Origin of the sequence: Bifidobacterium sp. ESL0784 (genome assembly GCF_029433295.1) — a bacterium.
Lineage (GTDB): Bacteria > Actinomycetota > Actinomycetes > Actinomycetales > Bifidobacteriaceae > Bifidobacterium.
This window is the reverse complement of record NZ_JAQTHV010000004.1, coordinates 362,258-376,164: the sequence shown is the minus strand read 5'-3', so window position 1 is coordinate 376,164 and position 13,907 is coordinate 362,258. Positions and strand designations below refer to the sequence as shown.

At 56.9% G+C, this 13,907-nt stretch carries 12 protein-coding genes; 2 read left to right on the top strand and 10 right to left on the bottom strand.

Annotated features, from left to right (window positions below):
* Nucleotides 1–247: 247 nt before the first annotated feature.
* The 4 genes from PT279_RS08165 to aroC all read right to left on the bottom strand — a co-directional run bounded on the left by PT279_RS08165 (nt 248) and on the right by aroC (nt 5,396).
* Nucleotides 248–1,927, bottom strand: a complete 1,680-nt coding sequence (locus PT279_RS08165; protein ID WP_277166930.1) for a CTP synthase — start codon at nt 1,925–1,927, stop codon at nt 248–250.
* A gap of 65 nt (nt 1,928–1,992) precedes the next feature.
* Complete coding sequence (locus PT279_RS08160; RefSeq protein ID WP_277166929.1) at nt 1,993–2,439, bottom strand: type II 3-dehydroquinate dehydratase; 447 nt, start codon at nt 2,437–2,439, stop codon at nt 1,993–1,995.
* A 50-nt stretch (nt 2,440–2,489) separates the two neighbouring features.
* Complete coding sequence (locus PT279_RS08155) at nt 2,490–4,115, bottom strand: bifunctional shikimate kinase/3-dehydroquinate synthase (RefSeq protein ID WP_277166928.1); 1,626 nt, start codon at nt 4,113–4,115, stop codon at nt 2,490–2,492.
* A gap of 96 nt (nt 4,116–4,211) precedes the next feature.
* A complete protein-coding gene (gene aroC, locus PT279_RS08150; RefSeq protein ID WP_277166927.1) occupies nt 4,212–5,396 on the bottom strand; it encodes a chorismate synthase in 1,185 nt (394 codons plus the stop codon).
* A 98-nt stretch (nt 5,397–5,494) separates the two neighbouring features.
* Between aroC and PT279_RS08145 the strand changes: the two genes are divergently transcribed.
* Nucleotides 5,495–5,971 (top strand): peptidase A24, encoded by a 477-nt coding sequence (locus tag PT279_RS08145; protein ID WP_277166925.1) that lies wholly within the window; start codon nt 5,495–5,497, stop codon nt 5,969–5,971.
* A gap of 442 nt (nt 5,972–6,413) precedes the next feature.
* On the opposite strand, the gene mltG is transcribed toward PT279_RS08145, so the two are convergent.
* From mltG to PT279_RS08115, 6 genes are all read right to left on the bottom strand, one after another.
* A complete protein-coding gene (gene mltG, locus PT279_RS08140) occupies nt 6,414–7,592 on the bottom strand; it encodes an endolytic transglycosylase MltG (protein ID WP_277166924.1) in 1,179 nt (392 codons plus the stop codon).
* A gap of 24 nt (nt 7,593–7,616) precedes the next feature.
* Complete coding sequence (gene ruvX, locus PT279_RS08135) at nt 7,617–8,072, bottom strand: Holliday junction resolvase RuvX (RefSeq protein ID WP_277166923.1); 456 nt, start codon at nt 8,070–8,072, stop codon at nt 7,617–7,619.
* A 7-nt stretch (nt 8,073–8,079) separates the two neighbouring features.
* On the bottom strand, nt 8,080–10,761 hold the full coding sequence (alaS, locus tag PT279_RS08130) for an alanine--tRNA ligase (RefSeq protein WP_277166922.1): 2,682 nt from the start codon (nt 10,759–10,761) through the stop codon (nt 8,080–8,082).
* Between the two features lie 209 nt (nt 10,762–10,970).
* Nucleotides 10,971–11,207 (bottom strand): hypothetical protein, encoded by a 237-nt coding sequence (locus PT279_RS08125; protein WP_277166921.1) that lies wholly within the window; start codon nt 11,205–11,207, stop codon nt 10,971–10,973.
* A gap of 2 nt (nt 11,208–11,209) precedes the next feature.
* Entirely contained in the window at nt 11,210–11,638 is a 429-nt protein-coding gene (locus PT279_RS08120) for a DUF948 domain-containing protein (protein ID WP_277166920.1), read from the bottom strand.
* Nucleotides 11,639–11,725: 87 nt separating this feature from the next.
* Nucleotides 11,726–12,400 carry a histidine phosphatase family protein gene (locus PT279_RS08115; protein ID WP_277167064.1) on the bottom strand — a complete coding sequence of 225 codons (675 nt, stop codon included), beginning with the start codon at nt 12,398–12,400 and terminating at the stop codon, nt 11,726–11,728.
* Between the two features lie 374 nt (nt 12,401–12,774).
* Between PT279_RS08115 and trpX the strand changes: the two genes are divergently transcribed.
* Nucleotides 12,775–13,839 carry a tryptophan ABC transporter substrate-binding protein gene (gene trpX / locus PT279_RS08110; RefSeq protein WP_277166919.1) on the top strand — a complete coding sequence of 355 codons (1,065 nt, stop codon included), beginning with the start codon at nt 12,775–12,777 and terminating at the stop codon, nt 13,837–13,839.
* Nucleotides 13,840–13,907 lie beyond the last annotated feature (68 nt).

The following is a 13,907-nucleotide window of genomic DNA, read 5'->3' as shown; positions in this document are numbered from 1 at the left end:
ATGAACGAAAAACAACGCCGACAACGAAAGTGATTTAATTCACAAGTCTGTCTATATTGTTTCGTTTTGTCTAGTTATCCGATTTTAAAGGTAATTTTCCACCCTTCGCCTGCCATGGTTCGTATGCCACTACATATAGCAGAAGACCCCACCGAAGCGGGGTCTTCCGATGCTCTGCTATCAGCAAACGCAATAACGGGCATCACCGACTGACGCCGAAGCGGAACCGATAATGCCGAGAACCTGTTCAGTCCTGTTCGGGCTGGCTCTTACGGGCCTCCTGATGGTCGAGCGCAGCCTTCACCAGACCCTTGAAGAGTGGGTGCGGCTTAGTCGGGCGGGACTTGAACTCGGGATGGGCCTGCGTGCCGACGTAGAACGGGTGAACGTCCTGCGGCAGCTCGACGAACTCGGTGAGCTCGCCGTCGGGGCTTTCGCCCGAGATATCGAGGCCGCCTTCACGCAGGCGATCCTTATAGGCCACGTTGACCTCGTAGCGATGACGGTGACGTTCACTGACATTCGTGGTGCCATACAGCTTGGCAACCAGCGAGTCTTCCTTGAGCACAGCCGGATAAGCGCCGAGACGCATGGTGTGGCCCATGTCGGAATTGGCGAGGATGTCCTTCTGCTCTTCCATCGTGGCGATGACCGGATTCTTGCAACCGGGCTCGAACTCGGAGGAATCCGCATCCTCGAGCTCCAGTACGTCGCGGGCGTACTCGATTACCATGCACTGCAGGCCGAGGCAAAGGCCCAGCGCCGGCAGCTTGTGTTCGCGGGCGTAGCGCAACGCACCGATCTTGCCATCGATACCGCGAACGCCGAAACCGCCGGGAACGATGATGCCGTCCATATCACGCAGCTCCGCGTCGGCGCCGGCTTCGGTCTCACAAAGATCGGCGGCGACAAGCTTGACGTTGGCCTTGGCATAGTTACCGAAACCGCCGGCCTTGACGGCCTCGATGACGGAAAGGTAGGCATCAGGCAGGTCGATGTACTTGCCGACGACGGCGATGTTGACCTCTTCCTTCGGATGATGCACACGCTCCAACAGATCGTCCCACTCGGCCCAATCCACATCGTGGGCGGACATCTCGAGGAAACGGACGACATAGGAATCGAGGCCCTCGTTGTGCAGGATCTTCGGCACGTCATAGATGCTCGGGGCATCCACGCAATTGACCACGCCTTCTTCGTCGACGTCGCACATCAGGGAGATCTTGTCCTTGATGGACTGGTTCAGCGGACGATCGCTGCGCAGCACGAGTGCGTCGGGAGTGATGCCGAGCTGCCGCAGGGTCATCACGGAGTGCTGGGTCGGCTTGGTCTTGAGCTCATGGGCTGCCGGCAAGTACGGCACCAGCGAGACGTGAACGAACATGCAGTTGTGCGGACCAAGCTCACGCTTGACCTCACGTGCGGCCTCAAGGAAGGGCTGGGATTCGATATCGCCGACCGTGCCGCCGATCTCAGTAATGATCACATCGACATCATCAGCTGCCTGGGCACGCATGCGGCTCTTGATCTCGTTGGTGATGTGCGGAATGACCTGAACGCACTGGCCCAAATACTTGCCGGCACGTTCCTTTTCGAGCACGGACTGGTAAATCTGACCAGTGGTGACGTTCGCTTTCTGGGAGAGGAAAACGTCGAGGAAGCGCTCATAATGGCCGATGTCCAGATCGGTTTCGGCTCCGTCTTCGGTGACGTAAACCTCACCGTGCTGGAACGGGTTCATCGTGCCCGGGTCAACGTTGATGTAAGGATCGAGTTTCTGCTGCAAAACGCGGAGACCACGGCTACGGAGCAGACGACCGAGAGAGGATGCTGTCAGGCCCTTACCAAGGGAAGAAACAACGCCACCGGTGACGAAAATATGCTTGGTGACATGTCCATGGGAATTATCATTATTTTCTCTTGCCATGGAACTTCAGCCTATCATTCTCTATTGACTCGGCGTGTTCGTAGGCGTGAGACAATGTAATGCTTTTATTGCGCCAGCAGATGGGCCACAGCGTCGAGGGCGAGCTTGTATCCGTAGAAGCCCATTCCGGTGATGGTGCCGGTGGCCACTGGGCTGATGACGCTGTATTTGCGGAAGGAATCGCGGGCCGACGGATTGGAGATGTGCACTTCCATCAGCAGCAGGCCGGCATCGGTGACCATTTTAGCGGCGTCGGAAAGCCCGTAGCTGTAGTGGGTGAAGGCGGCAGGGTTCATTACCACCGGGGTCTGCTCGTCGACGGCTCGGTGCATCCAACCGATGACCTCGGCCTCATCGTCAGATTGGCGCACTTCGACGTCAAGACCTAGCGCCTCACCCCATTCGGCACAGTCCTTGCGCAGGGTTTCGAGATTCTGATGGCCGTATACATCCGGCTCGCGCACCCCCAGACGCCCGAGATTTGGTCCATTGACGACAATTACCTTGGTCATTTGTTCTGTCCTTTTATGTTCACAATTATTAATTATTAATATTCAGCCAATCAACTACGAATCCGCTGGAACGCCTCGACAAGAGCATCCATCGGAGGATCCTCAAGGTGCATCGGGTGGCCGACACTGTCGAGGATGACGAACCGCAACGTGTTGCCACGCGCCTTCTTGTCCTTGTGCATCAGCGCGAGTACGGAATCCCAATCGCCGCCGTCCCATGAAATCGGCAGGCCGAGCGAAGAGAAGATCGAACGGTGCAGATCGACGGTTTCCTGATCGATATGACCGAGGATATGGGATAGTTCGGCGGCATAGACGCAACCGACGGCAACGGCGTTGCCGTGGCGCCAGCGGAAGTTCTCGAGTTTTTCGATGGCATGGGCCAGCGTGTGCCCATAATTGAGGAATTCTCGTAGTCCAGCCTCCTTCAAGTCGTTGGAGACATGGTAGGCCTTGACACGAACCGTACGCTCGATCAGCTCGGCGACCACGTTCTCAAGCGGCGAACCTAGGAAATCGTCACCGTTGAAGTTCCTCAATTCCTCGGAGTGCTCCTGCAAAATATCGAGGATTTTCGTGTCACGGATGAACCCTGACTTGGTGACTTCGCCGAGTCCTTCGGTGAAGATATCACGTGGCAGTGTCTTCAATGTCCGCAAATCGGCGAGCACACCGGCAGGCGTGTAGAACGAACCGACCAGATTCTTGCCCTCGTCGGTGTTGATGCCGGTTTTGCCGCCGGTAGAAGCATCGACCATGGCTAGCAGGGAGGTAGGGCAATTGACGTAACGGATGCCGCGCATCCAGGTCGCCGCGATGAAGCCGGCAAGATCGGTAGCGGCTCCCCCGCCCAGCCCGACAATGGCATCGGAACGGGTGAAGCCAATCTCCCCGAGCCGTTTCCAAATGGTTTTGGCCACGTCAACGGTCTTGCCCTTTTCCGCGTCGGGGATGACCATGTCGTAGACCTCGTAACCGGCCTGACGCAGCAAAGCACGAGCCTGATCGGAGTGCCGCTGCACAGGTTGGGTATGGATCAGAGCGACGCGCAACACATCCGGACCAACCACTTCCGGCAAACGGTTCAAGGTGCCTTGGCCAATGCAGACATCATAGGGCTCGATACCCGAACCGGTGACATGGACGATGCGTTCCTGAATCATATTGCTCAGCTTTCTTGCCGCCACGCGCGGCGTCGAACCATGGGTGTGCACATGCAAATTGGATATTTTGCGAAACACGGGGTCACGCTCCTCATAGAGTTTCCTCCAGCGTTTATTGGCGTCGCCATTGAGCATCGGTCGGTTGCCGCCGCGTGCGGCGCGTTCCATGGCTTCGTGCTTGTCGGCTTCGAGATAGACCAGTTTGCCGCCGTCGACGATATAGTCAGCGAGCACGTCTCGCGTGGACTGAGTCATAGGGGCACCGCCGCCCAACGCAAGCAACCCATCGAACGACTCCAGCAGATCGGCTATGACCTCGGCCTCGAGCTTGCGGAAGGCAGGTTCCCCGTATTTTTCGAAATATCGGGGAATCTTCATTCCTGCTTCCTGCTCGATCTCGATATCCGCATCCGCGAAATCGACATCAAGCATCTGCGCCGCCTCGCGGCCCACGCGCGTTTTACCGGCACCGGGCATGCCGATGACCACGGCAAGCGGACGATGACCACTCATGATTGCTGCACCTTTTTCTCTCTGTATCAAGCACTTACTTTATTTTGCTGAATTTCATTACAACGAATCAAATATCGCAGTATCGCAAAACACCAATCAGCGCATGTGCTCCGGCCATGAATCCAAGTAATTCTGTGCGTTGCGGCGTGTCTCCTCGACACTGTCGCCGCCGAACTTCTCGAGCACGAACTTGGCCAATGTCAGGCGCACCATGGCCTCGGCGACCACGGAAGCGGCCGGCACCGCGGTGGTGTCGGAACGCTGGTTGATGGCCTTGGCCTCTTCGCCTGTGGTGACATCAACGGTACGCAAGGCACGCGGAATCGAGGGGATCGGTTTCATCGCGGCACGAACACGGATCGGCTGTCCGTCCGACATCCCGCCTTCGGTGCCGCCGGAACGATTTGAATAGCGTTGGATATGGCCGTTGTCATCCACAAACATCTCATCGTGAGCTTCAGAACCGAATCGTTCGGCTTCAAGGAACCCGTCTCCGACCTCTACGCCTTTGATGGCCTGAATGCCCATCAGCGCACCGGCCAGCGCACCGTCAAGCCTGCGGTCGCTTTCCACATACGTTCCCAATCCGGCAGGCACACCATAGGCGATGACTTCAACGACGCCGCCGAGCGTATCAGCGCGAGCCTTGGCCTCGTCAACCTTGGCCATCATGCGTTTCTCGGCATCCTTGTCGAGCGTGCGCACGGGAGAAGCGTCAAGGGCTTCGACGTCGGCCGGCGTCGGCAACGTGGTGGCATCGGCTTTTTCGCCGCCAAGAGCAACCACATGGGCAACCGTGCGGATACCCACCGCCTGCTCGAGGAACTTCGCAGCCACTTCACCCAACGCCACACGCGAGGCGGTTTCGCGAGCGCTGGAACGTTCAAGCGCGTTGCGGGCATCATCAAAACCATATTTGCGCATACCGGTCAGATCGGCATGGCCAGGGCGCGGGCGGGTCAGCGGCTCGTTACGACCTGTCGGAGGCAGCTCGTGATCGAGCGGGTCGGCGCTCATGACCTCGGTCCACTTGGGCCACTCGGTGTTGGCGATCTCGATGGAAACCGGCGACCCAAGCGTCTTGCCGTGGCGCACGCCGGTCAAAAGACGGACCTTGTCCTGTTCGAACTTCATGCGCGCCCCGCGCCCGTAGCCCAGACGCCGCCGTGCCAACGCGTCCACGACATCCTGCGAGCGCACCTCGACGCCGGCCGGAAGGCCTTCAATCATCGCGACCAATGCCTCACCGTGCGATTCCCCTGCCGTCTGCCAACGCAACATGCTTGCTCCTTATCGAACTTTGACAAATTTCATCAATTTAAAAATAAACCTTGAATTTTCCGCGTTTCCGCGCTTTCCATTCGTCAAATCATGGGTTTATGAACTATCTTACCGATATGGCCTACATTGCGGTACTCCCGAGTCTGATCTGCGGACTGACGCTAGTCATCGAAGACATCCGCCGTTTTCGCGTACCTCGAACGTGGGTGGCACTCGGGGCTCTGATACAGTTGGCGATCTTTCTTGCGCTTTCCATCGTCGAGCACAATCCCGCTAAAATCTTGCTCCCCCTTGGATATGCAGCCTTATCCGCCGCCATCCAGTACCTGCTCTCGCGTTTGAAGCCAGGCGCCCTAGGTTTCGGCGACGTCACCGCATCATTCCTGACAGGCTTTGCCGTAGGCTCCTTCGGTCTGATGCCCTACCTCTACTGGTGGCTTCTCATGGGCGCTCTCGGCCTACTCTGGATCCCCCTCTACCCCAAACTCGCCAAGCCAACTAACTCTCGCAAAGCCCCGTTCGTCCCCGTAATCGTGTTCGCAGGGATTATTGCATCACTTTTATCCGCTATATAGCCATCACCAGTTATGTCTCGATAAGTTGCGTTTAGCGGCTTGTCGTGGATTAGGGAAAATATACAATGCTTCGGAACCCTTACTGGCTGAGCCGTTAAGCACGAAGCCCACTGGGCTTCGTGTAGGCGAAGTGAGTGCGATATATCGAGCGCGAAGGCAAAATCGAAGATTTTGCTTAGGCCAAGCTTTACTCCTCAGCATCGCATATCCCGCCAATCCACTCATGCTGGTTAGCTATCCTACGAAATTTAACGAAATCTTTTTCTTTTAATCGTTACATAAGCGGGTTTGGCGGGATATGCGATGTTCCGGCGTGAGCTTAGCCGAACGGCCTTGAGTGTCCAGAACATTGTATATCCCGCCAAACCCGCGACCAACCACTAAAAGTACCTAGACTACAAAACGTAACCGCAAAATAACCAATAAATAAATGAACTAAAAACTAGTTGGCACCCGGGTTTTGGGACTTGTATTCCTGGCGAATCTGGTTGAATTCGTCCTGGGTGGCGACAAACTTGGTCTCGCCGGTCTGCAGGTTCGTGGTGACGAAGTAAAGCCAATTGCCCTCTGTGGGATCCATGGCGGCCTTGATGGCTGCATCTCCGGGAGAGCTGATCGGAGTGGGCGGCAAACCTTTGTTGATACGGGTGTTGTAAGGGTCGGAAGCGTCGTTGAGCATCGCGTTGGTGAGCTGGCTCGGCTTGACATTCGCTCCGTAGGCAACGGTGGAATCCATGCCCAGTGCCATGCTCTGATTGAGCCGGTTGACGATGACGCGCACGACCTTGCCGTAATATTCTGGCCGGTTCACTTCGGATTCGGCAATGGAGGCCATGTTGATGATGGTTTCGCGTTGCGCACCGGTGGGTACTTTCAAATCGTTGAGTTTGGCAACGCGCTTATCGACGATGGTCTTGAGGATCGAAGTCGCGGTGCTGCCTTTCTTTTTGACGTCGTAAATGCCCGGTTCAAGCCAGCCTTCGAATTTGCCTCCGGCTTCAGTTGGGAGAATTCCCTGCCCACCTCCGTTGACAATCGCATCAAACTGGGATTTGTCGATTCCGGAAAGTTGCGAGGCCTGAGTGATGACCTCCGAGCTTCGTTCCCCCGCCTTGACCTCCAGGAATCCGGTGGCCTTGGTCCTGTCGGAGAGGATTTTCACCGCTTCGATGGACGACATATGCTTTTTGAGCTGATACATTCCCGGATACAGGGTGCTGTTGTTGGCGGCAACCGTGCTGGCGAACGTATCCGCGTTCTTGACCACGCCGGCCTTGACCAGATGGGCTGCGATGGAAGCGACGCCTTCACCGGTTTCGACGGTGAACCAGACCTTGCCGGTTCCAGGGCCTTGGTAATCAGTGGAGACCTCTTGGGAATTATTAGCGTTGGACAGATGGGTGAGCGCTCTTATGCCAAAAAATCCGCCACAGCCTACAATCAACACGATGACTGCCACAATGGCAGCGATGGCCATCTTGCGGCGACGGAGCCGCTGCTTGCGCAGACGCATTTCGTGACGGGATTTGGGAGGCTTCGGCGGCTGGGCATCAGAAGAAGAGCCGGTGGAATCCACCCACTCAGCGTTCGTGTCGAAAAGCTCGTTGAAGTCTTCTGGCATGAATTCCCCTCTGTTTTCGCTTTGTCAGCGACGTGTGTCCAAAGCCGACTGGAGAATGACAACCGCCGACTGCTGGTCGACCACCGGCCTGTGATTTCTGCTCTGAACGCTGGCTTGGCTCAGCTGATGGTGTGCGCTCACCGTAGTGAGGCGTTCGTCCTGAAGTACTATTTCCGGGACATTGTCTATTTTATAATCCTCACTCTGGACGGCGATTTCGAGTCGCTTGGCAAGATTGGCAGCCCAGCGTTTGGCTTTTTTGGCGCTTTTACCTGCTTCTCCACTCAGCAAAAGCGGCAGGCCAATGACAACCCGATCGATGTCGACATGGTCGTCGATGAAGTCCACCACCTCGTCCAAGGCACGGAATGAATCGCCGTTAGCCTGGATATTGCCTTCGGGGTGGGCGAAGGAGAGCTCAGGGTCGCTCAAGGCCAAGCCGACCCTGGCGTCTCCCAGATCCACGCCCAGCCATGTCATACGATTTTCAGTCCTTGCGAACGGCCCGGCGCAGGGCCTTGAGCGCCTCGTCGATCTTGGTGGCATCGGCTCCGCCGCCCTGGGCGAAGTCGGGCTTGCCGCCGCCACCGCCACCGAGCACCTTGGAGGCCACGCGCACCAGATCGCCGGCCTTGAAACCGGCCTTGCGTGCGTCATCATTGGTGGCCACGGCGACCATCGGCTTGCCTTGTTCGTTGACGCCGGAAAGCGCGATGACCGCGGACTTCTTGTCTCCGAGTTTGGCACGGATATCCATCACGGTCTTGCGAAGTGCGTCGAACGTTCCGAAGTGGCCTACATTGGAAGCCACCAGTTCCACCGGGGCATCCGAATCGGCCTCAGCCTGCGCAATCAACGCCGGCACCGCAGCCTCGAGCTGGGATTCGTACAATGCATTCAGGCGCTGGTCGGCTTCCTTGACCTTGCTTTCGAGAGCAAGCACACGGTCACGCAGCTCTTCGGGACGGACCTTGAGCTCGTCGGCCAAACCGGAGACGGTCTTGTGCTGCTTGTCGTTGAATTCGTAGGCCTTCTTGCCCATGAACGCTTCGATGCGGCGAACACCGGAACCGACGGAAGACTCGGAAGTGATGACAAATTCGCCGATCTTGCCGGTGGCGTCAAGATGGGTGCCACCGCAGAGCTCGCGGCTCCATGCGTCCTCGCCAATAGTCACCACGCGTACGCGGTCTCCGTACTTTTCGCCGAAGAGGTGCATGGATCCAAGCTCAAGCGCCTTCTTGTAATCCATTTCCACCATGGTGACGGGCAGATCGTCGCAGGCGCGCTGCACGACGCGCTCCTCGACCTTGTCGATTTCCTCACGGGTCATGGCAGCGGTCCACTGGAAGTCGAAATGCAGATAGTCGGGAGCCACCAACGAACCACGCTGGGTGGCCTGCTCGCCAAGCACTTCGCGCAGGGCCTTGTGCAGCATATGGGTGGCGGTGTGGGAACGGGCCAAGCCACGGCGACGCTCCTCGTCGATGGTGGCATTGACCTTCTCACCGACACTGAGCTTGCCTTCAGTCAGACGGCAGCTTTGCACAATCAGGTCCTTGATGGGCTTCTGCACGTCATCGACCTCGAGCACGGCACCGTCATCGGAGATCATCTCGCCTTCGTCGGCCAGCTGGCCGCCCTGCTCCGCATAGAACGGGGTGCGGTCGAGCACGATCTCGACGTTGGCCGGGCCTTCGACGCTTTGCACGCTTCCCTTGCCTTCAAGGAAGATGCCGATGATGGTTGACCGGCTGGAGTGATCCTTGTATCCCAGGAACTCGATCGGCTTCTTCAAGGTCTTCTTGAAATCGTCGTAGACGCTGACGTCCACGTTGTGGCGCTTCTTCAAGGCGTCGGCACGGGCGCGTGACTTCTGCTCATCCATCAACTCCTGGAAGCCCTTGTCATCGACCTTGACACCCTGCTCGCCGGCCATCTCACGAGTCAGCTCGATCGGGAAGCCATAAGTGTCATGCAATGTGAAGGCGTCCTTGCCGGAGACCTCGTCGTTGCCTGACTTCTTGGCTTTCTTGACAGCGGTATCGAGAATGGTCGTGCCGTTCTCGAGCGTGCGGCGGAAGGCATCCTCCTCGCCGTAGGCAGCTTCGGAAACATCGTGGAACGTGTCGTTCAATTCCGGATAGCTAGGCACCATCGCGTCCTTGGAAACCGGGAAAAGCGTAGGCAGCACGGGCTCATTGACACCGAGCATCTTCATCGAGCGGACGGTGCGACGCAGCAGACGACGCAGCACATAGCCACGGCCGATGTTGCTCGGACGCACGCCATCACTCATGATCATCAGCGCGGAACGTACGTGGTCGGCCACGACACGGAAGCGGACATCGGATTCTTCATCCTCGCCATACTTGTGGCCGGAAATCTTCTCGGCAGCCTCGATGACCGGGTAGATCTCATCGGTTTCATAAATGTTCTGCTTACCTTGCAGCAGATAGGCCACGCGCTCGAGGCCGGCGCCGGTATCGATGTTCTTATGTTCAAGCTCGCCGACAATGTGCAGGTCGGTCTTGGACTTGACGTTGTCGACGGCGTAATTCTCAAAGACCAGATCCCAGATCTCGATATAACGGTTGTCGTCGGCGCTGGGACCGCCCTCCTTGCCGTACTTCGGGCCGCGGTCGACGTAGATCTCGGAGCAGGGGCCGCCAGGACCGGGGCCGCCGGTGGTCCAGAAGTTGTCTTCCATACCGAGGATTTCCATGTGCTCCGGGTCCATGCCCTCGTTGACCCACAGGGAACGCGCCTCATCGTCATCCGTGTAAGTAGTGACCCACAAGGTCTCGGGGTCGAAGCCCAGGCCGCCCTTATCCTGCGGGGTGGTCAAAAGTTCCCACGCGTAATGGATGGCTTCAGCCTTGAAATAGTCGCCGAAGGAGAAGTTGCCGAGCATCTGGAAGAAGGTGCCGTGGCGGGTGGTCTTGCCGACCTCGTCGATGTCCAGCGTGCGCACGCACTTCTGGTTGGAGGTCACACGCTTGCTCGGCGGGGTCTGTTCGCCCAACAGATACGGAATGAACGGAACCATGCCGGCGATGGTGAACAGTGTCGTCGGATTCGGCGAAATCAATGATGCCGAAGGAAGGACCAGATGGCCCTGCTTCTCAAAATAGTGTTGGAACCTGCTGGCGATTTCAGAGGTGCGCATGCTTGCTGCTGCTCCTTGCTTCGTTCGCAACGAAACTGTTGCGATGCTACTTATCACATAAAAATAAAACTTGAATTTTCGAGAACCGGTTATTCGATTCCTTTGATTTCGAAGTCTGTGCTGACGAAATTATTTATTACGTTCCATCTATTGCGGCTGTGACCGGTAAGGGATCGTTAGGCCACAGCCGGCGTCGCCGGATGGAATAATCAGCCGAGCTTGTCGGCGTACTGCGAGTTCAGCTCCTGCTCACGGGCGATACGCGTGGCGTTGAACTCGTCAAACAGGCCTCGCAGGGAACGCTGCATGACATGATCCTGATCGGGGCCGAGCACGAACTGACGCGCCTTGTCGGGGGTGTTGGCACGTACATATGCCTCGGCTTTCGAAACGGCGACCACGCCGACGACCACACCAAGCGACACCCAGAAAATTCGTTTGACCATCGTTACTCCTTGCCGCCTTTCACCTTGGCTGACGTGGCCTTGGCCTTCGCAGCTGCATCACCTGCGGAACCCGCGCCTTTCTGGCGCATGAAGCTTTGTGCGGTGGATTTCAGGGCGTAGAAGGACGACGCCAGCTTGATGACCGGTTTGCCGAGGAACGAGCCGTAGAGATCGGTCAAAGCGCCGATGTTGCCGGCAGTCGTGGAAGCTGCCGAGGAGATCTTGTTGACGTCCTCGAGCGACTTGTTGACCTGGCGCACCGTAGTCACGCCTTCGTCAAGCGCCGGGATGGCATGGTCGCCGGAATCCTTGACGGTCTGCGCAAGCTGGTCGAACAGCTTGCCCAACCTGATGAGCGGATAAATCAGGAACCCTGCCAGCACAGCGAATGCTATGGCGGCGATAAGCCCTGCAATGTCCCCAATACTCATGTAAGCCTCTTTCCGATACAGTTCCTCGACATTTCAGCAATAATAGAACACAACGTTACCCAACGCCAACGACGCTGAACGAAAGAATCATTGATTATAGGCGACAACCGTCACAGCGGTTGCAATCGGCTTGCTGGTGTCGAAATCAAGCGAAGTGACGCTGCCGTTCGCCGGACGTTCGGAAAGATCATAGCCAGGGCCGGCAAAGCGGTGCATCAGGCTCAGAAGCGTGTTTCCGTGTGAGATTTGCAGCACATCGTCACCGTCCTTAAGCTCAGGGTTCGCGGCGATCAGCGCAAACCCTCCCTCGGCCCGTTCCCAATATTCCTCGTCGCTTTCGGCGTCATGGAACGGGTCCGCTTCCTTCAGAAAATCCCTGGTACCTTTGAGCCCGTATTTTTCGACGATCTGGTTATAGGTCTTGGCACCGTGCGGGGCGCCTGCGGCCCACCATGCCATATTCATGTCCTGGCCTTCGAAGTAGCCATAGAACTGCTCGCGGAAGTGCATGTCGGTGACAAGCTTCGGGCGGCTATGACCAGCTTGTTCGTTGATATCGAGGATTCGGGCGGCGGTCTGCTCGGCACGCGTCGTGTCGGAGCAATAGGCGGCGGCGAAATCGAAACCTTCAAGTTTCGTGCCGGCCTTGTCGGCATCGGCGATGCCGGATTCGGTGAGCGGCGAATTCGACCAGCCCTGCAGACGGTTATAACGATTGAAATAGGTCTGCCCATGGCGGACCAGGTGAAGATGCAACAACATGGCTCCATTATCGCACAGCGCCATGTCTCATTATGTGAACGACGGTTTTGCCGTTTTCCATGCCTCCCCCTATTTTAGAAAACAGTTTTCAAATGCATGGAAAGGAGCAGTCGACATGATTTCGACATCACGACTCCTCTTGCATTTCGTTTGGCGTGGCTGGCGTAGCTAACAAAAGAAGTTAGATAAACCAGAACTTAATATTGTGCCTTCGCCTGGGTGTCATTTGTTTTTCGCAATTCGTATTATGGTTGCGTATCGGAAATCTGAGTCATTGTTGCGTTGTATTCGGTGATTTTTCGCTATTTAGATAGATACGGCAACAATCTCACTTGGCGTGGGCCTACACCAATCGAAAGAGCAACAGGAACGCTATGAGCAACGAAAACCACCAAGCCTCGCACGGAAGGGCCTTGACAGCGACCATCATCGTCATCGCCCTCATCCTTGTCGGCGGCTTCACCTACCAACTCGGCCGGCGGCATGCGCTGGGAAACGCAAAGACCGCTTCAACCTCACAGCACGCGCTGAAACGTGTCGGCATCCTCCAATATGTCAGCCATCCCGCGCTGAACCAGATTCACAAGGGCGTGGTCGACGAGCTGGAAAAGGAAGGATTCATCGACGGCAAGAACATACAGATCATCGACCAGAACGGACAGGCCGACCAGAGCAAACTCGCCACGATGAGCGAGCAGCTGGTCAACAAGAAGGCCGACGTTTTGGTTGGCATCGCCACCCCAGCCGCGCAGGCGTTGGCCAATGCCACGAGCACCACCCCGATCGTGCTGGGCGCGGTCACCGATCCGGTCGCAGCCGGGCTGGTTCGTGACATGAAGGCCCCGGGCAAGAACATCACCGGCGTCTCGGATCAGCCGCCAGTCGCCTCCGAAATCAAGCTCGGCAAGGAGCTGATGCCGCAGGCCAAGACAGTGGGTATGCTCTACTCCTCTACCGAGGACAATTCCAAGTCGCAGGTCGATACCGCCACCAAAGCCGCTACGAAACTCGGTCTGAAGGTCAAGAAATTCGCGGTGCCTTCCAGCAACGAGATCGCCCAGACCGTGCAGGTGATGAACGGGCAGGTCGATTTCATCTACATCCCACTTGACAACACCATCGCCAACGCGATGCCCACCGTCACCGAAGAGGCCAACAAGCAGAACAAGCCGGTCATCACTTCGGTGGACACCATGGTCACGCAGGGCGGCCTTGCCACCATCGGCGTCAACCAGTACCAGCTCGGGATTCAGACCGGCAAGATGGCCGCGAACATTCTCAAAGGCAAGAGCAAGCCAGCCACCACGCCCGTCTACACCTTCTCCACCGGCGACACGATCATCAACAAGGAGCAGGCGCAACACCTCGCTATCAATGTGCCTGAGAAACTCATGAAGAACGCCAAGCTCGTCACCACCGATGTCGGCAAAAATAAGTGAAATCCACTTTGCTGTTATTTATTGATAACAACCAGAATTACCGGCAAACCTTAGATACAACCAAGTTT